The organism is Neisseria sp., assembly GCF_030527965.1.
Lineage (GTDB): Bacteria > Pseudomonadota > Gammaproteobacteria > Burkholderiales > Neisseriaceae > Neisseria.
Map to the genome: position 1 here is coordinate 15,968 of NZ_JAUMZU010000003.1, position 18,433 is coordinate 34,400.

Consider the following 18,433-nt stretch of genomic DNA (forward strand, 5'->3'; position numbering starts at 1 on the left):
AAATGAGAGTCATTAATCCGTTTATTTTGTAAGTTTTATTGAATAAATAGACTTATTTTTAATGAGGGCAGGAGGAAGTAAATTTATATATTTAATAAATTGATTTCATAGTTTTAATAGCTAAAATTTTAGAGTATAGTGAGTTCCGTAATAAAGCGGAATGGTTAGTCATTCAAATCATCTTTGTGTTTTGATGCTTGGATACTGCACCATAAGCGAACAAACCCTATAGCAACTCTGAAAAAGGAACATATACTATGAATAAATGTCCAGTAACTCATTTAACTATGAACAATGGCGCCCCTGTTGTAGATAATCAAAACAGCCTTACAGCCGGCCCTCGCGGACCTTTGCTTTCCCAAGATTTATGGCTAAACGAAAAATTGGGAAATTTTGTACGCGAGGTAATTCCTGAGCGCCGTATGCATGCTAAAGGTTCCGGTGCGTTTGGTACGTTTACTGTTACCCATGATATTTCAAGATATACCTGCGCTAAAATTTTTAGCGAAGTCGGTAAAAAAACAGAAATGTTTGCTCGTTTTACAACCGTAGCGGGAGAACGTGGTGCTGCGGATGCCGAGCGTGATATTCGTGGCTTTGCTCTGAAATTTTATACGGAAGAAGGCAACTGGGATATGGTGGGTAATAATACACCGGTCTTCTTTTTGCGTGATCCGCGTAAATTCCCTGATTTGAATAAAGCGGTAAAACGTGACCCGCGTACAAATATGCGCTCTGCTACCAACAATTGGGATTTTTGGACCTTGTTGCCCGAATCTTTCCATCAGGTAACTATTGTGATGAGTGAGCGTGGTATTCCTGCTTCTTATCGTCATATGCACGGTTTTGGTAGCCATACTTACAGCTTCTGGAATAAAGAGGGCGAACGTTTTTGGGTGAAATTCCATTTCCGTACTCAGCAAGGTATTAAAAATCTGACTAACGAAGAAGCGGCGGAGGTTATCGGTAATGACCGTGAAAGTCATCAGCGTGATTTGTATAATGCTATTGAGCGTGGCGATTTTCCAAAATGGACGATGTATGTACAGATTATGCCTGAAGCCGATGCAGAAAAAGTGTCGTATCATCCGTTTGATTTGACTAAAATCTGGCCGAAAAAAGATTATCCGCTGATTGAGGTTGGCGAGTTTGAATTGAACCGAAACCCGGAAAACTACTTTGCCGATGTCGAACAATCTGCTTTTGCGCCGAGTAATTTGATACCGGGTATTAGCGTTTCACCTGATAAAATGTTGCAAGCGCGCCTATTTAACTATGCCGATGCGCAACGTTATCGTTTAGGTGTGAATCTTAACCAGATTCCGGTTAATGCGCCGCGTTGCCCTGTGCATAGCAATGCTCGTGATGGTTATGGTCGTGTAGACGGTAATTACGGCAGTACCATTGCTTATGAGCCGAATAGTTTTCATCAGTGGCAGGAGCAGCCGCAATATGCTGAACCGCCGTTGAAAATCAACGGAGATGCCGCGCATTGGAATTATCGTGAAGATGATGCGGATTATTTCAGCCAACCGCGTGCATTGTTTAATCTGATGAATGATAAGCAGAAACAGGCATTGTTTAACAATACTGCTGCTGCGATGGGCGATGCTCTGGATTTTATCAAATATCGCCATATCCGAAACTGTTATGCTTGTGATCCTGCTTATGGCGAAGGCGTCGCCAAAGCATTGGGTATGACTGTATCGGATGCTCAAGCGGCTCGTGAAAGCGATCCTGCATTCGGTCTGCCCAGGTTTCTGTAATGTGGTTTGATGTCAGTGAAGTATTGACGGAAATTGTTGATCGTGTTTTATTAAAGCGATAACCATATAAAATGCCTGTCTGAATATATTCAGACAGGCATTTTATATGGTGCGGTTTATGATAAATTCTTTACGGTTTGGAAGGAAAGGAGGGTTTAGTTGTTTTTCAAACTTTCAAAGTTTTCGGGCTTGCATTTTTTAATAATCATGCCTGGCGAGGTCGAACAGGCATGCTTTTGAATCTGAAGATTTTCTGCCGATGTGAGCGTATCAAGCGTATAATAACCAACTATTTGCATCTTAACAGCACAGAGAGAAATTGATGAACCAAGCAACTAAATACAAACGTGTATTGTTAAAATTGTCCGGCGAAGCTCTGATGGGAGGTGATCCTTTCGGTATCAATCGTGAAACCATTATGCAGATTGTCGGCCAGATTAAAGAAATTACAGATATGGGCGTGCAGGTGGGCGTGGTTGTCGGTGGTGGGAATATTTTCCGCGGTGTTTCTGCACAAGCCGGCAGTATGGATCGTGCGACCGCTGATTATATGGGAATGATGGCTACGGTAATGAATGCACTGGCCTTGAAAGATGCGTTTGAATCTTTAGGCGTGAAAGCTCGTGTTCAATCGGCGCTTTCCATGCAGCAGATTGCGGAAACTTACGCTCGCCCTAAAGCCATTCAATATTTGGAAGAAGGTAAAGTAGTGATTTTTGCGGCAGGAACGGGTAATCCTTTCTTTACAACCGATACGGCCGCGGCTTTGCGTGGAGCAGAAATGAACTGCGATATCATGATGAAAGCCACTAATGTTGACGGCGTTTATAATGCGGATCCCAAAAAAGATGCTTCGGCAGTGCGTTATCAAACCCTGACTTTCGATGAAGCACTGATTAAAAATCTGAAAGTGATGGATGCGACTGCTTTTGCACTTTGCCGCGAGCGTAAACTGAATATTGTTGTTTTCGGTATTGGTAAAGAAGGTGCGCTGAAACGTGTTATTCTGGGGGAAGACGAAGGAACTTTGGTTCACAATTAAACGGAGGCGCCTTGCCTGGTTTCAGCTAGGTAAGGCTGACAGTATGAGGGTGTCAAATTGACACCCTAAATTGTATAATTGACAAACGAGCAGGAAGAAAGCTTTTTGATAAATGAAATTTATCTGGCATATTGGATGGTGGTGAAAGAAATTGTTAAGCTGGCATGCTGTTGATACTTGTTGTCAAGCCGAAGGCGCGTTATATTCGGCCTTATTATCCTATCTACAGACCTTTTCATTAGAGAACCAAAAATGATTAACGAGATTCAAAAAAACGCTGAAAACAAAATGCAGAAATCTTTGGAAGTATTGAAAGACAATTTGGCCAAAGTACGTACAGGTCGTGCGCATACCGGTCTGCTTGATCAAGTGGACGTGGAATATTACGGCAGCCCCGTGCCGGTCAGTCAAGTGGCTAACGTAACACTTTTGGATGCCAGAACCATAGGCGTGAAAGTGTATGAGAGCAATATGGCTGCCGCAGTGGAAAAGGCGATACGAGATTCCAACTTAGGCCTGAATCCCGCTGCAATGGGGGATGTGATCCGCGTGCCTATGCCTATGCTGACTGAAGAGCGCCGTAAAGACTTGATTAAAGTGGTGCGCGGCGAAGTGGAGGAAGGGCGTGTTGCTATTCGGAACGTTCGCCGTGATGCCAACAATGAAATTAAACACCTGTCAAAAGAGAAAGAAATTTCCGAAGACGAAGCACGTCGGGCCGAGGAAGCCATTCAAAAGCTGACCGATAAATACATTGCCGAAACCGATAAAATGCTTGCAGTTAAAGAAGAAGACTTAATGGCCGTATAATCTGCCCACCGCCTTATTTTCAGACAGGCTTGCCTGAAGGAGCGAACCGTGAAGAGCAGCACTCAGACCATTTTGGAACATACCCAGATTCCCCGCCATGTCGCCGTGATTATGGATGGTAACGGCCGTTGGGCTAAAAAACGCCTGTTGCCGCGCGTTATGGGGCACAAGCGCGGGCTGACCGTGTTGGAAAACCTGTGTCAACAGTGTTCTGACATGGGTGTGCAATACTTGACCGTGTTCGCTTTTTCAACCGAAAACTGGCGCCGTCCGGAAAGTGAGGTTTCCTTTCTGATGGGCTTGTTTTTGCAGGCGCTGAAAAAACAGGTGCAGAAAATGCATAAGAACGGTATGCGCCTGAAAATAATTGGCGAGCGCAGCCGATTTAATGCTGAAATCAGAAAGGGTATTGAAGAAGCCGAGGCGCTCACTGCAGGCAATGCCGGCCTTACTTTGGTTGTGGCTGCCGATTACGGCGGCCGTTGGGATATTCTGCAGGCGGCTAACCAAGCCATCCGTGCGGGTAAGACGCAATTAACCGAAACCGATTTGGCCGAATACTTGATGCTTTCCGATGCGCCGGAGCCGGATTTGTTCATTCGTACCGGTGGGGAAACCCGTATCAGCAATTTCTTACTCTGGCAAATGGCTTATGCCGAATTTTATTTTACCGACACCTTATGGCCGGATTTTGATGCCGCCGCTTTTAATGAAGCGATTGCTTCGTTTCAAAAACGTGAACGTCGCTTCGGCCGCACTTCCGAGCAATTGCCGCCGCAACAACAACGGAATTAAATCATGTTACAGCGCATTCTGACCGCATTGGTTTTGCTGCCCTTGATGCTCGGCATGTTGTTTTATGCCCCAAATGGCCTGTGGGCTATATTCAGTGGCCTGATTGCCTTGATTGCTTTATGGGAATACAGTCGTCTTTGTAAGATGGACTACGAGCAGAAAATGCCTTATCTCGCAGGTACCGCATTGTTTATGTTGTTTGCTTATTTAGGTAGCTGGCAACTGCCTGCTCTGGCTTGGTGCTTGGTGCTGTGCTTCTGGCTCGTTGCTATGCCTTTATGGTTGCAAAGGAAATGGGCTGTTAAGAATGACTGGAAAGGTATGTTTATCGGATGGTTGCTGATGCTGCCGTTTTGGTTTGCCTTAATCAGTTTGAGAACTGATACCGAATCTGCTTTGTCGCTTTTGGCTATCATGGGCTTGGTTTGGGTGGCGGATAGCTGTGCTTATTTTGTCGGCCGGTCGTTTGGTAAACGAAAAATCGCTCCCTCCATCAGCCCCGGGAAAAGCTGGGAAGGTGCGGCGGGCGGCTTGGTTGGTGCGGTGGTTTATATGCTGCTTGTGCATCGTGCTGGTTGGCTGGATTTCGACGTCGATTGGTTTGGCGTTGTCGGTATCGCCGTTATTTTGACGGTGGTCAGCATTTGCGGTGATTTGCTGGAAAGTTGGCTCAAGCGTGCTGCCGGTGTTAAAGACAGTAGTGCATTATTACCCGGGCACGGAGGCGTGTTTGACCGAACGGATTCTTTATTGGCTGTGTTGAGTGTTTACGCTGCCATGACATTTTTGCTTAGTTAGCTTTTTCAGACAGGCATTGGCTGGATATCAATGCCTGTCTGAAAATGTTAAACCCTTATTTCAGGCAAAAATTACATAATGCCTGCCTGAAAGCGAACCAATACCATGAAACAAGTTCTAACCATACTCGGTGCAACCGGCAGCATAGGTGTGAATACGCTGGACGTGATTGCCCGCCATCCTGAAAAATTTGAAGTATTCGCCTTGGCAGGGCACCGTCAAACTCATAAATTGGCCGAGCAATGTAAAGCCTTTCGGCCGAAATTTGCCGTTGTAGCAGACGAAGCGTGTGCCGCAGAACTGAATGCCTGTCTGAAAACTTTGGATGTGGATACTCAAGTATTGCACGGTGAGCAATCTTTGATTGATGTCGCATCCGCAGCAGAAGTAACAGGTGTAATGGCGGCCATCGTCGGTGCGGCAGGTTTGCCGCCGACAATGGCAGCCGCAGCCGCAGGAAAAACCGTTTATCTGGCCAATAAAGAAACGTTGGTTGTGGCCGGCGCATTGTTTATGGAAACCGCTCGCCGCTCGGGAGCCAGAGTGCTGCCGATTGACAGCGAACATAACGCAATTTACCAAGTTTTGCCCGAACATTACACAGATAGTCTGCACGAGCATGGAATTCAGTCTATTATTCTGACCGCTTCCGGCGGCCCGTTCTTAAACACGGATTTAAATGCTTTTCCCAAAATTACTCCTGAAATGGCTGTAAAACATCCGAATTGGTGCATGGGTAGGAAAATATCGGTTGACTCGGCCAGCATGATGAATAAAGGTTTGGAGCTAATTGAAGCCCATTGGTTATTCCATTGTCCGCCAGATAAGTTGGAAGTAGTGATTCATCCGCAGAGTGTTATCCACAGTATGGTGCGCTATCTTGATGGTTCGGTGCTCGCGCAAATGGGGAATCCGGATATGCGTACCCCGATTGCATACTGCCTTGGTCTGCCGGAGCGCATAGACGCAGGCGTAAAACCGCTTGATTTTCACATGCTTGGTGATTTAACCTTCAAAGCACCCGACTACGATCGGTTTCCTTGTTTGAATCTGGCCTACCAAGCGATGCGGGAAGGTGGCAACGCGCCATGCGTGCTCAATGCCGCAAATGAAGAAGCGGTTAGCGCTTTTCTTGCGGGAAAAATTCGTTTTACCGATCTGGTCCGCGTGGTAGCGTATTGTTTGGATCGGCCGTTTTCCAGTGATGGCGGGAGCGTTGAAAGCCTGTTGGCTCAGGATGCGCAAACCCGTGCCAACGCACAGCAGTTTATTGCGGCATTGAGCCGATAGGAGTTTGAGTTGCTAACGATTATTGCCTTTCTTGCGGCAATTTTATTTTTGGTAAGCCTGCACGAATTTGGTCACTATTTTATCGCCCGCCGCTGTGGGGTGAAGGTGTTGCGCTTCAGTGTCGGCTTCGGTAAACCCTTCTATACCAAGAAAATAGGCGACACGGAATGGTGCCTTGCTCCAATTCCACTGGGCGGCTATGTTAAAATGGTCGACACCCGTGAAGGTGAAGTAGCGGCAGAAGATTTGCCTTACGCTTTTGATAAGCAGCCTCCGGCCAAGCGCATCGCCATCGTTGCCGCAGGCCCGTTAACCAATCTGATACTGGCCGTTTTATTGTTTGGCATTAGTTTTTCTTTCGGCGTTACCGAAGTCAAACCATTTGTCGGTACTGTGGTTAAAGACAGTATTGCGGCCAAAGCGGGCTTCCATGAAGGTGATTTGATTCTGAGTGTCAACGGTGAGCCTGTGAAAGATTGGGTTGATGCTCGCACTAAAATCACCTTGAGTTTGGATGCCGGCAAAGTGGATGTAAGGGTGGTGGATAGCCAGAATCAACCGGCTTTGCGTAGTATTAACATCGCCGGAACGCCGGAAGCGGCGCAGGTTGCCAAACAAAATGGCAATATCGGCTTGGATGCGTTTAAACGTGCCAACCGAATCGGCAAAGTGGTGGATAACAGCCCTGCTGCCAGTGCAGGCCTGAAGAAAGGTGACAGCATCATATCGGTAGACGGTAAGATGACGCCTTCATGGCAAGACTGGAGTGAAATCATACGCAATAGCCCCGGGCAAAAGCTGTTGCTTGGCGTGGTGCGCAACGAAAATAACCTGCAAATCGCCATTCGGCCTGATTCGCAAGAATCCCGCGACCGAAGCCGGTTAACAGGTTACATCGGCGTTTTATCTGGCCTTGATGAAGCTTGGGAGCAAAAAATCAGCCGGAAATATGTCCCATCCGTTGCTGAAGCTTTTGAAATGGGTTGGAGAAAAACCGTAGAATTTTCTACGTTGACCGTCGGATTCTTCGGGAAGCTGATAACCGGTCAAGCATCTATTAATCATATTTCCGGCCCGCTGACGATCGCTGATATGGCGGGGAAAACTGCTGCTATTAGCGTTCAGGCCTATCTGGAATTTCTGGCTTTAGTCAGTGTCAGTTTAGGTGTGTTTAACCTGATGCCAGTGCCTGTGCTTGACGGAGGCCATCTGGTGTTTTATGCCGCAGAATGGTTGCGTGGCAAACCTTTAAGTGAACGTGTGCAAATGATGGGCATACGTTTCGGCATCGCTGCTATGCTGATGTTGATGCTGCTGGCCTTTTTTAACGATATTACCCGTCTGTTTGGATAGAGTTTATGAAACTGAAGAAGATTACCGCTGCTTTAATATTAATGGGTCTTGCGCCGATGGCCTTGGCCGATTTCACGATTAAGGATATACGCATCGAAGGTTTGCAAAGTACAGAGCCTGTAACTGTATTTTCCTATCTGCCTGTGAAAATAGGTGATACCTTTACCGATGCTCGCGGTGAAGAAATCATCAAAGAGCTTTATGCAACAGGATTCTTTGATGATGTCAGGGTAGAAACGCTGGGCGATCAAGTCTTGCTGACGGTGGTAGAGCGTCCTACTATTAGCGACTTGACCATTACCGGTGCCAAAGTGCTGCCTGCCGATACCATCAAGAAAAATCTGACTTCATTCGGCTTGGGCCAATCCCAGCCTTTTAGTCAAGCCAAATTGAATCAGGCTGTTGCCGGTTTGAAAGAAGAATATATCAATCGTGGCAAACAAATGGTCAGCATTACGCCGACTGTGAATAAGTTGGCGCGCAACCGTGTGGCCATTGACATTAAGATTGATGAAGGTAAAACCACTAAAATTGCCGATATCCATTTTGAGGGAAATGAAAAATATTCCGACCGCCGTTTGTTGAAACAGATGTCGCTTAGCGAAGGTGGTATGTGGAGTTGGCTGACCAAAAGTAATCAGTTTAACCAAGAAAAATTCAATCAAGACATGGAGCGCTTGAGCGATTTTTATCAGAACAACGGCTATTTTGATTTCCGTATCCTTGATGCGGATGTACAAACCGATGAGCAGGATAAAACCAAACAGACCATCAACATCAAGCTGCACGAGGGCGAGCGTTATCATTGGGGTAAAGTGACCATTGAGGGCGATACCAACGAAGTGCCGAAAGAAGACTTATATAAACTTCTCAGAATGAAAGAAGGAAAATGGTATGAGCGCGAGTTGATGGTGGAAAGCCTAAAAGATATCCAAAATAAAATGGGCAGTGCGGGTTATGCCTACAGTGAGGTAAACGTACAGCCCCGCCCGAACCCCGAAACCGGTAAGGTGGATTTCGTTTTGCTGGTTAATCCCGGCCGCAAAGTTTATGTAAATGAAATCAACATTACGGGCAATAACAAAACGCGCGACGAAGTAATTCGTCGTGAGCTACGCCAGTTGGAATCGGCGCCTTATGATACTTCTAAGCTGGAACGTTCGAAAGAGCGTGTTGAGTTGTTGGGGTATTTTGATAACGTGAAATTCGATTCGAAACCTGTTGAAGGTACGCCTGACCAAGTGGACATCAATATGAGCGTAGAAGAGCGTTCTACCGGCTCCCTTGATTTGAGCGCAGGTTGGGTGCAGGATACCGGTTTGGTGGTTTCGTTTGGTGTGGCGCAAGACAACTTGTTTGGAACCGGCAAATCTCTTTCTGCTCGGGTTTCTCGCAGTAAAACCACTCGCAATGCTTCTCTCTCCTTCACTGATCCTTACTTCACGCCCGATGGCATCAGTTTGGGTTATGATTTGTACGGTAAAATTTATGATCCGCGCAAATCGGATACAAGTACCCAGCAACAGTATAAAACGACTACGTTTGGTGCCGGCGTTAGAACAGGCATTCCTGTGACCGAATATGACCGTATCAACTTAGGATTGTCTCCGGAGCATTTGAAAGTAAATACTTATCCGAATGCGCCGAAACGTTACCGCAATTTTGTTGAAAAATACGGTACTTACAATAGTACATCGGATAGTGGTTCGTTTAGCGGATGGACATTGAAAGGTACTTTGGGCTGGGGGCGTAATAAAACCGACAGTGCGTTGTGGCCTACTCGTGGCTATTCGACCGATGTGAACCTTGAGGCCGGCTTGCCGGGCGGGGATTTGCAATATTATAGTTTGACCCACAACCAGAAATGGTTCTTCCCTCTGAGTAAGAATCTGACCCTGATGTTGGGCGGCAATATAGGTTATGCCGATGGTTATGGAAAAACCAAAGACTTGCCGTTCTTTGAAAACTTTTATGCCGGTGGTTTAGGTTCGGTGCGCGGCTATGAGAGCGGTACTTTGGGGCCTAAGGTGTATGATCGGGAAGGAAATAAAGTTAGTTATGGCGGTGACAAAATGGTTGCCGGTACAGCGGAATTGCTGTTCCCGTTCCCTGGTGTGAAAGACAGCCGTACGGTACGTTTGAGCTTGTTTGCAGATGCGGGTAGCGTGTGGGACGGTAAAACGTATACTGATTCCGATAACGACACTTACTATAGCAATAATAATACTCAAAATGTGTATGGCTTGGGCAGTTCGCATCATTCTACCTTTAAGGAAGAATTGCGCTATTCTGCTGGGGTTGCCGTTACTTGGATTTCGCCTTTAGGCCCAATGAAGTTTAGTTATGCCTATCCCATCAAGAAAAAATCTACGGATGAAATCCAACGTTTCCAATTCCAGTTAGGTACAACATTCTAAGTACAACTAAAAATGATAAAGGTTGATTTATGAGCAGAATCCATTCCGTTTTTCGGATTACGGCGATTGCGGTATTAGGCTATTGTTTTGCTGCCAATGCGTTGGCTGAAGGCGTGCAGAAGCTGGGTTTTATCGACACGGAACGTGTTTACCGAGAATCTAAACAGGCGCAGCGCATTCAGAGCACCCTTCAAAATGAGTTTGCTTCCCGCCAGAAAAAACTTCAGAAAATGCAGCAGGAAGGCGAAGCGCTAGAAAAACGGTTGGCTGAAGGAAAAATACCAGCAGCCGAGCGTGAAGCGGCTATGAAGAAGTTGGCCGAAATGATTCAGGAATTCCGGTTGGAGCAGGCAAAACTTACCGAAGATTATAATCTGCGCCGTAATGAAGAATTTGCCGCCTTACAGCAAAATGCCAATCGTGTTATTGTGGATTTGGCCAAAAGAGAAGGTTATGATCTCATTCTGCAAGAAGCGGTTTATGTGACCGGGAAATTTGATATTACCGACCAAGTTATTAAGCTGCTGAATCGGTAGTTTCAGACAGGCATTCGACCGCCAATGCTTTTCACAGTCGTTTCATATTTGGTTTGATGAAAAGCGGTTTATGATTTGTCGGTTTTGTTTTCTTGATTTAGAAGGCAGATATGAAGTCTTATACGTTATCTCAAATCGTTGCCGAACTGGGTGCTGAATACCGGGGTGAAGACGTTACTATTACCGGAGTGCGTCCGCTTGATAATGCTCAACCTGAACATATCGGTTTTTTGGCTAATCCTAAATACAAGTCAGCTGTTGTGGACAGTGCGGCAGGGGCGGTAATTGTCAGCTCAAAAATGGCGGATGAATTTTCCGAACGGAATCTGATTATTGCTCCAGATCCTTATTTGTATTTCGCCAAAGTTGCCAGGTTGTTTTCACCAGTGGTAAAAGCTCGAGCGGGCGTGCATCCCACGGCAGTGATCGAGCCGTCGGCCAGGGTTCCTGCAAGTTGTGAAATCGGTGCGCATGCTTATATCGGTGCCAATACGGTACTGGGTGAAGCCTGTCGAATTTTAGCAGGAGCAGTGGTGGAGCATGATTGCCAGTTGGGAGACGGGGTGGTTATTCATCCCAATGCCGTTATTTATTACGGCTGCAAACTGGGTAATCGCGTCGAGATTCACGGAGGCAGTGTTATCGGAGCAGACGGTTTCGGCTTGGCGTTTGCAGGAGATTCTTGGTTCAAGATTCCTCAGACCGGCGGCGTTACTTTGCACGATGACGTGGAAATCGGTGCCAATAGTATGATAGACCGCGGTGCGATGGCCGATACGGCGGTCGGCCGTGGTACCAAGATTGATAACCAAGTTCAGATCGGCCATAACTGTCAAATTGGCGAACATACCGTTATTGCCGCCTGTGCGGGGATTTCCGGTAGCACCAAAATTGGTTCTTATTGCATTATCGGTGGTGCGGCGATGTTTGTCGGCCATATCGAAATTGCCGATAAAACCACTATTGGCGGAGGGACGGCAGTAACCCATTCCATTAAAGAATCGGGTTACTATGCTACCTGCTATCCGTTGCAAACCCACAAAGATTGGGCGCGCAATGCGATACATATACGACATCTAAGTGAAATGTCTAAAAAAATTAAACAAATTGAAAAAGATATAACGATGTTACAGGCCGCATCAGAAAAAGCGTAATATGCGGCGGCCACTCATACTTTAGGATAAAAATAATGGAAATCAAATTACCAATTGATGTGCGCGACATTCAAAAAATTTTGCCACATCGCTTTCCTTTCCTGTTGCTTGATCGAATTACTGCCGTTGAGCCGGGAAAGACTTTGTCGGCTTATAAAAACGTCACGTTTAACGAACAATTTTTCCAAGGGCATTTTCCAGAATCCCCCGTTATGCCGGGTGTTTTAATGATTGAGGCTATGGCGCAAGCTTGCGGCGTATTGGCCGTTTTTACACAAGGAAAGACTGAGCGGAGGGAAGGTGAAATTACCTTGTTCGCCGGTTTGGACAATGTTCGTTTCAAACGCCAAGTTATCCCGGGAGATCGTCTTGATTTCCGCGTTGAGCTGCTTAACTATAAACGCGGCATCGGTAAATTTCACGCAGTTGCTACCGTAGACGGGCAGCTGGCTGTAGAAGCCGATATTATGTGCGCGCAACGCATTGTCGAATAATCTATGCTTGTCTGAAAAGATTTCAGACAAGCTTTCTACCGCGAATAAGGAAAAAGCATGAGCTTGATTCACCAAAGTGCGATCGTCGATCCGAAAGCTGAGTTGGATAGCAGTGTGAAAGTCGGTCCTTATACTGTTATTGGCCCGCATGTGCGTATCGGGGCCAATACGGAAATTGGCTCGCATGTCGTGATTGAAGGTCATACCACTATTGGCGAGAACAACCGTATTTTCCAATTCGCATCGCTGGGTGCCCAACCTCAGGATAAGAAGTATCAAAATGAGTCTACCCGCTTAATCATCGGCAACGGCAATACCATTCGTGAATTTACCACCTTCAATACCGGTACGGTTACCGGTATCGGTGAGACACGCATCGGCGATGATAATTGGTTAATGGCATATGTGCACATTGCTCATGATTGCGTTATCGGCAACCATACTATCTTTGCGAACAATGCCTCATTGGCAGGCCATGTTACTATTGGTGATTGGGTCATACTGGGCGGTTACACGCTGGTTTTCCAGTTCTGTATTATTGGGGAGCATGCCATGACGGCGTTTGCTGCCGGCGTGCATAAAGATGTTCCGCCGTACGTCATGGCGGCTGGTTATCGTGCCGAACCTTCTGGCCTTAACACCGAAGGAATGCGCCGTCGCGGTTTTACGCCCGAGCAAATTGCTAATGTCAAACATATATACAAGTTGATTTACCGTCAAGGCCTGGGCTTTGAAGAAGCTCGCCAACAAGTGCTCGCACTGAGCGACACTGCGGTTGAGTTGAATGTATTCAAACCATTTTTTGAAAATTCCACCCGAGGTATTATCCGTTGAATACAATTAAGGGTAATATGCCTGTCTGAATATCTTTATCTGTTAAATATCCTGCTTACTTAAAATGAACTATTCATAAAAAAAAGGTCTGTTATAAGATATGATGTAAATATCTATTATAGATAACTACGGCGTTCAATCGGATGCATCGTTCATGAATATGTCATGCAATAGCGTCAATATAATTTTTCAAATATATGATATAGAGTTTTTGGTAAGTCATTATAAAATCAGCGCCCGGAGTGTGGATGTGGGAATTGCTTTATAGTTTGTAAAGTATATTTTATTAGTTTATTGATTAATATATTATAATTATCGATATTTAAAATATCAATAGTGATATCTTTAGTAATTATTAATGCGTGTCGGTGCTGCTGGCATGTGATTTCAGGATAGTCATCATGACGAACATTAATGTTTCAGGAGCTCCTCTAAAAAAGCTAGCCATTATCGGAGCCGGCGGGCATGCTAAAGTGGTTATGGAAACCGCCATACTCATGAAACAATGGACTGAAATCGCTTTTATTGATGATTTTCACAATAGTCGTAAAGAATTTATGGGTTTCCCGCTGTTAGGTGATAGCAGTTTGCTTGGACAAAGTGTAATGCCTAATGAGTATGATGTGGTTGTCGCTATCGGAGATAATGATACTCGAGGTCGTGTTTTTGAATTGGCCGAGGAGCAAGGTTTTTCTTTACCTTGTATTTACCACCCCACCGCCGTCATTAGCATGTCGGCAAAAATCGGTGCGGGCAGTGTATTTTTTGCACAAACCGCCGTTAATGCGGAAGTCAGCATTGGAAAAGGCGCCATTATCAATACTTCTTCATCCGTTGATCATGACAGCGTTTTAGGCGATTTTGTTCATGTCAGCCCGGGTGCACGCTTGGCCGGCAATACTTCTGTCGGTGATTTTAGCTGGGTAGGCATCGGCAGCTGCACGCGTGAGGGCAGTGCTATCGGCCGTCATTGTGTGATTGGTGCCGGCGCGTCTGTGGTTAGTGATATTCCTGATGGCATGACTGCCGTTGGCATTCCGGCTAAACAGCTGGTCAAACGATAAGCGATTGCCTATTTCTTCATGGAATGACTTTCTTCTAGGGTAGCTGCTTGATAAAATACCCAATTATTTATTCAACATTTCCTTTATGACATTAGGCCCATCTCCTATTATTGCCATGTGTGCCGGCGAAGCCTCTGGTGATTTGCTTGGTGCGCATTTAATCCAAGCGTTAAAAGAGCGTTGCCCTGATGCCCGCTTTGTTGGTATCGGCGGGCCAAAAATGTTGGCGCTGGGTTTTGAGAGCTTGTATGAGCAGGAAAAGTTAGCCGTACGCGGTTTTATTGAAGTGGTTCAACGCCTGCCTGAAATCTTAAAAATCCGTACCGGTTTGATTCGGCAGATGCTGGATTTAAAGCCTGATGTTTTTGTTGGTATTGATGCGCCCGATTTCAACCTGGGCGTAGAGGCTAAACTCAAACAAGCCGGTATTCCCACCTTGCATTACGTCAGCCCTTCTGTGTGGGCATGGCGGCGCGGGCGCGTTAAGAAAATCGTACGGCAAACCAATAAAGTGCTTTGCCTTTTTCCGATGGAGCCGCAGCTTTATACCGATGCCGGAGGGCAGGCGGAATTTATAGGTCATCCTTTGGCAGAAACCATGCCGATGGATACCGACCAAAATGCTGCACGAGATGCCTTAGGATTACCACGGGAAATTCCCGTATTTGCTTTATTGCCCGGAAGCCGAGTCAGCGAAATCGATTATATGGCGCCGATTTTTCTTGAGGCGGCATGTTTGCTGCAGCAACGTTATCCTTTGGCGCGCTTTGTTTTGCCGGCGGCTACCGAAGCAACCCGCAGTCGTTTGCAACATCTATTGGCAAAATCAGAATTCAGCCGGCTCGATGTTTTGATGATAGGCGCTCATGCTCGGCAGGCTGCCGTTGCTGCGGATGTTGTTATCGTAACCAGTGGCACGGCTACCCTGGAAGTGGCGCTGTGCAAGCGTCCTATGGTTATCAGTTATAAGATTTCTCCGTTGACTTATGCTTATGTTCGGCCGCAGATTAAAGTTCCTCATGTTGGATTGCCTAATATTTTACTAGGCAAAGAGGTGGTACCTGAGCTGATGCAAGATATGGCCAAACCTGAGTTTATTGCATTGGCGGTTTCCCAGTGGTATGAGTCGCCCGAACGGATTGCTTCGCTTAAGTCTGACTTTTGCCACTTGCATGACATTCTGAAAAAAGATACCGCGCATCTTGCTGCTCAGGCTGTGCTCGATGAAATGGGAGAGAAGTAGGCGAGGGCATCCTTTCATTGATGTTTACACATATTTTATTTTGAAAGCAACGTTACGATAGATTCTTTGATTGCTTTGACGTTTCTGCTTATTGAAAAAAGCCTGTCTGAATTATTCAGACAGGCTTTTGGGTTTTAGAACCAGAATTAATCGTTCCAAACCAAGAGTGCATGATTGCGTTTTCCGCGACGTAGAATGGTGTATCGGCCGAAGCGTTTGAATTCATCAGTAATCAAATACGCATCATCCGGTTTTTCCGGTGTATGTTGCGGATTATTCAATACTGCTGCGGTGCCATTCAGCATAACCGCGCCGCTGCTTACAAAACCGCGCGCCTCTTTGTTGGAAGCGGCTAAGCCCGATAAAACCAACGCTTCCACCACATTGAGGCTGCCGCTGACTTGGAAAGCTGGCAGACCATCTAAGGCAAGTTGCTCGAAGTCCGATTCGGTCAGATTGCTTTGATCTTCGGCAAACAGGCTTTCGGAAATGCGTTGTGCCGCTTCCAAAGCCGCTTCGCCGTGAATCAGGCGGGTCATTTCTTCGGCCAAAATGCGTTGCGCCTCGGGTTTGGTGCCGCTGGCTTTGTCTTTGGTTTCGATGGTTTCGATGGTTTCGATGCTGAGGAAGGTGAAATATTTTAGAAATTGATAGACATCGGCATCGGCCACTTTCAACCAGAATTGATAAAACTGATAGGGTGATGTTTTTTGAGCATCCAGCCATACCGCCCCGCCTTCGGTTTTGCCGAATTTGGTGCCGTCGGATTTGGTAACCAAAGGCAGGGTCAGGCCGTAAACCGTGGCTCTATTCAAACGGCGGGTCAGGTCAATGCCGTTGGTAATATTGCCCCACTGATCGGAACCGCCGATTTGCAATAAGGCATTGTGGCGCTTATTCAGTTCTGAAAAGTCATAGCTTTGCAGCAAAGTATAAGCAAATTCGGTAAACGAAATGCCCACGTCGTCGCGCTCGATGCGTTGTTTGACCGATTCTTTGTTCAACATGGCGTTGACGGAAAAATGCTTGCCGATATCGCGCAAGAAGCTCAGGCAATTCATATTGCCGAACCAATCGTGGTTGTTGGCCATTACCGCCGCATTTTCGCCTTCAAAGTTTAAAAATGGTTTGAGCTGGTTGCGGATTTTTTCCACCCAGCCGGCAACGGTTTCGGCAGTATTGAGGCTGCGCTCGGTGGCTTTGAAGCTGGGATCGCCTATCATGCCGGTTGCCCCGCCGACCAGTGCAATCGGCGTGTGCCCTGCTTGCTGGAAGCGGCGCAAAGCAAGTACGGGAAGTAAGTGGCCGATATGCAGGCTGTCGGCAGTGGGGTCAAAGCCGCAGTAGAGCGCGATTTTTTGTTCGTTTAATAAAGCGTCTAAGGCTTCGATGTCGGTGGTTTGCGCGATTAAGCCGCGCGCTTGAAGGTCTTGGATAACGGATTTCATCGGGTTTTCGTCTGTTTTATATTAAAGATTAATCTGAATGGCGGGCGGCATTAGGTGTGGCGTATTTTTTCAGACAGGCATCAAACATTAAACAAGAAATGCATTACATCGCCATCTTGGACGATATATTCTTTGCCTTCCACACGCATTTTACCGGCTTCTTTGGCTTTGGCTTCGCCGCCGAGCGCAACGAAATCATCATAGGCAATCACTTGGGCACGAATGAAGCCGCGTTCGAAATCGGTGTGGATAACACCGGCGGCTTGAGGGGCGGTGTCGCCTTTGTGGATGGTCCATGCGCGCACTTCCTTTACACCGGCGGTAAAGTAAGTTTGCAGACCGAGTAAGTCGTAACCGGCACGGATGAGGCGGTTTAAGCCGGGTTCTTCCAAGCCCATTTCGGAAAGAAATTCGGCTTTTTCTTCATCTTCGAGTTCGGCGATTTCGCTTTCCATGGCGGCGCATACGGCGACAACCGGCGCGTTTTCTCTGGCGGCCAGTTCTTTCAAGCGGTCGAAGTGGGGGTTGTTTTCAAAGCCGTCTTCAGCCACATTGGCAACATACATGGCGGGTTTGGCTGTTAGCAGAAAGAGAGAGCGGAGTAAAACCAATTCTTCGGCATCCAGCTTGAATGACCGGACGGGTTTGCCCTCGTTAAGATGGGGCAGCAGCTTTTCCAGCAGGGCAATCAGTTTTTGTGCGTCTTTATCGCCTGATTTGGCGCGCTTGCCTTCACGTAGAATGGCTTTTTCTACGCTGGCTAAATCGGCCAATGCCAATTCGGTGCCGATGGTTTCGATGTCGGCAATCGGATCGACCTTGCCGGATACGTGGACGATGTTGTCATCGTCAAAGCAGCGCACTACGTTGACGATGGCATCGGTTTCTCGGATGTTGGCCAAAAATTGGTTGCCCAACCCTTCGCCTTTGCTTGCACCGGCGACCAAACCTGCAATGTCGACAAATTCAACAATGGCAGGCTGAACGCGCTGCGGGTTGACGATTTTCGATAATTCGGCCATGCGAGGATCGGGTACTTCGACGATGCCGACGTTGGGTTCGATGGTGCAGAAGGGGTAATTGGCCGCTTCGATGCCGGATTGGGTAAGGGCGTTGAATAGGGTGGATTTGCCGACGTTGGGTAGGCCGACGATGCCGCATTTTAAGCTCATTTTGCTTCCTGAAAAATAGGTAAAATTTAGCAGGTGATTGTAGCATATTTCGGCTTTCCTTTGGTTGGTGCGGCGGATTTGCTCTGGCATAAAGCCTGTCTGAATTTTTTCAAGCAGGCTTTATCAGTAGGTTTTTTCGTGTTGTTTTTGATACGGAAATAAAGCAGTTGGATAGGATATCGTAGAAAGAGAACTTTCCATTGTAGATGAAGCAGGT

Annotated in this window: 16 protein-coding genes; 14 read left to right on the forward strand and 2 right to left on the reverse strand. The window is 46.7% G+C overall.

Going from position 1 to position 18,433, the window contains the following annotated elements:
* Window positions 1-257 precede the first annotated feature (257 nt).
* From Q4A84_RS02055 to lpxB, 14 genes are all read left to right on the forward strand, one after another.
* On the forward strand, window positions 258-1,766 hold the full coding sequence (locus Q4A84_RS02055) for a catalase (RefSeq protein WP_303087267.1): 1,509 nt from the start codon (window positions 258-260) through the stop codon (window positions 1,764-1,766).
* A 322-nt stretch (window positions 1,767-2,088) separates the two neighbouring features.
* Window positions 2,089-2,808, forward strand: coding sequence for a UMP kinase (gene pyrH / locus Q4A84_RS02060; RefSeq protein WP_303087268.1), 720 nt, complete (start codon window positions 2,089-2,091; stop codon window positions 2,806-2,808).
* Window positions 2,809-3,060: 252 nt separating this feature from the next.
* Window positions 3,061-3,618: a ribosome recycling factor gene (frr, locus tag Q4A84_RS02065; protein ID WP_303087269.1), complete on the forward strand. Its 558-nt coding sequence runs from the start codon at window positions 3,061-3,063 to the stop codon at window positions 3,616-3,618.
* Window positions 3,619-3,666: 48 nt separating this feature from the next.
* Window positions 3,667-4,413: an isoprenyl transferase gene (locus Q4A84_RS02070; RefSeq protein ID WP_303087270.1), complete on the forward strand. Its 747-nt coding sequence runs from the start codon at window positions 3,667-3,669 to the stop codon at window positions 4,411-4,413.
* Window positions 4,414-5,211, forward strand: a complete 798-nt coding sequence (locus Q4A84_RS02075) for a phosphatidate cytidylyltransferase (RefSeq protein WP_303087366.1) — start codon at window positions 4,414-4,416, stop codon at window positions 5,209-5,211.
* 105 nt (window positions 5,212-5,316) lie between these two features.
* Complete coding sequence (ispC, locus tag Q4A84_RS02080; RefSeq protein WP_303087271.1) at window positions 5,317-6,501, forward strand: 1-deoxy-D-xylulose-5-phosphate reductoisomerase; 1,185 nt, start codon at window positions 5,317-5,319, stop codon at window positions 6,499-6,501.
* Window positions 6,502-6,510: 9 nt separating this feature from the next.
* Window positions 6,511-7,854, forward strand: a complete 1,344-nt coding sequence (gene rseP, locus Q4A84_RS02085; protein WP_303087272.1) for an RIP metalloprotease RseP — start codon at window positions 6,511-6,513, stop codon at window positions 7,852-7,854.
* Between the two features lie 5 nt (window positions 7,855-7,859).
* On the forward strand, window positions 7,860-10,271 hold the full coding sequence (gene bamA / locus Q4A84_RS02090) for an outer membrane protein assembly factor BamA (protein WP_303087273.1): 2,412 nt from the start codon (window positions 7,860-7,862) through the stop codon (window positions 10,269-10,271).
* A 29-nt stretch (window positions 10,272-10,300) separates the two neighbouring features.
* Entirely contained in the window at window positions 10,301-10,807 is a 507-nt protein-coding gene (locus Q4A84_RS02095) for an OmpH family outer membrane protein (protein ID WP_303087274.1), read from the forward strand.
* Between the two features lie 110 nt (window positions 10,808-10,917).
* On the forward strand, window positions 10,918-11,961 hold the full coding sequence (gene lpxD / locus Q4A84_RS02100) for a UDP-3-O-(3-hydroxymyristoyl)glucosamine N-acyltransferase (protein ID WP_303087275.1): 1,044 nt from the start codon (window positions 10,918-10,920) through the stop codon (window positions 11,959-11,961).
* Window positions 11,962-11,996: 35 nt separating this feature from the next.
* A complete protein-coding gene (gene fabZ, locus Q4A84_RS02105; RefSeq protein ID WP_303087276.1) occupies window positions 11,997-12,455 on the forward strand; it encodes a 3-hydroxyacyl-ACP dehydratase FabZ in 459 nt (152 codons plus the stop codon).
* Window positions 12,456-12,512: 57 nt separating this feature from the next.
* Window positions 12,513-13,289, forward strand: coding sequence for an acyl-ACP--UDP-N-acetylglucosamine O-acyltransferase (lpxA, locus tag Q4A84_RS02110; protein ID WP_303087277.1), 777 nt, complete (start codon window positions 12,513-12,515; stop codon window positions 13,287-13,289).
* A gap of 401 nt (window positions 13,290-13,690) precedes the next feature.
* Entirely contained in the window at window positions 13,691-14,353 is a 663-nt protein-coding gene (locus tag Q4A84_RS02115) for an acetyltransferase (protein ID WP_303087278.1), read from the forward strand.
* 85 nt (window positions 14,354-14,438) lie between these two features.
* The gene (lpxB, locus tag Q4A84_RS02120) at window positions 14,439-15,596 is read left to right on the forward strand and encodes a lipid-A-disaccharide synthase (RefSeq protein WP_303087279.1); all 1,158 of its coding nucleotides are present in this window, start codon (window positions 14,439-14,441) and stop codon (window positions 15,594-15,596) included.
* Between the two features lie 146 nt (window positions 15,597-15,742).
* Here lpxB and tyrS read toward each other — a convergent pair whose 3' ends face one another.
* Entirely contained in the window at window positions 15,743-17,044 is a 1,302-nt protein-coding gene (gene tyrS, locus Q4A84_RS02125) for a tyrosine--tRNA ligase (protein WP_303087280.1), read from the reverse strand.
* An 80-nt stretch (window positions 17,045-17,124) separates the two neighbouring features.
* Window positions 17,125-18,216, reverse strand: coding sequence for a redox-regulated ATPase YchF (ychF, locus tag Q4A84_RS02130; RefSeq protein ID WP_303087281.1), 1,092 nt, complete (start codon window positions 18,214-18,216; stop codon window positions 17,125-17,127).
* Between the last annotated feature and the right edge of the window lie 217 nt (window positions 18,217-18,433).

Excerpts from the sequence above, each read along its gene's own strand:
- Q4A84_RS02055 (WP_303087267.1), top strand. The coding sequence starts at position 258 with ATGAATAAATGTCCAGTAACTCATTTAACTATGAACAATGGCGCCCCT.
- pyrH (WP_303087268.1), top strand. The coding sequence starts at position 2,089 with ATGAACCAAGCAACTAAATACAAACGTGTATTGTTAAAATTGTCCGGC.
- frr (WP_303087269.1), top strand. The coding sequence starts at position 3,061 with ATGATTAACGAGATTCAAAAAAACGCTGAAAACAAAATGCAGAAATCT.
- ispC (WP_303087271.1), top strand. The coding sequence starts at position 5,317 with ATGAAACAAGTTCTAACCATACTCGGTGCAACCGGCAGCATAGGTGTG.
- bamA (WP_303087273.1), top strand. The coding sequence starts at position 7,860 with ATGAAACTGAAGAAGATTACCGCTGCTTTAATATTAATGGGTCTTGCG.
- Q4A84_RS02095 (WP_303087274.1), top strand. The coding sequence starts at position 10,301 with ATGAGCAGAATCCATTCCGTTTTTCGGATTACGGCGATTGCGGTATTA.
- lpxD (WP_303087275.1), top strand. The coding sequence starts at position 10,918 with ATGAAGTCTTATACGTTATCTCAAATCGTTGCCGAACTGGGTGCTGAA.
- fabZ (WP_303087276.1), top strand. The coding sequence starts at position 11,997 with ATGGAAATCAAATTACCAATTGATGTGCGCGACATTCAAAAAATTTTG.
- lpxA (WP_303087277.1), top strand. The coding sequence starts at position 12,513 with ATGAGCTTGATTCACCAAAGTGCGATCGTCGATCCGAAAGCTGAGTTG.
- Q4A84_RS02115 (WP_303087278.1), top strand. The coding sequence starts at position 13,691 with ATGACGAACATTAATGTTTCAGGAGCTCCTCTAAAAAAGCTAGCCATT.
- lpxB (WP_303087279.1), top strand. The coding sequence starts at position 14,439 with ATGACATTAGGCCCATCTCCTATTATTGCCATGTGTGCCGGCGAAGCC.
- tyrS (WP_303087280.1), bottom strand. The coding sequence starts at position 17,044 with ATGAAATCCGTTATCCAAGACCTTCAAGCGCGCGGCTTAATCGCGCAA.
- ychF (WP_303087281.1), bottom strand. The coding sequence starts at position 18,216 with ATGAGCTTAAAATGCGGCATCGTCGGCCTACCCAACGTCGGCAAATCC.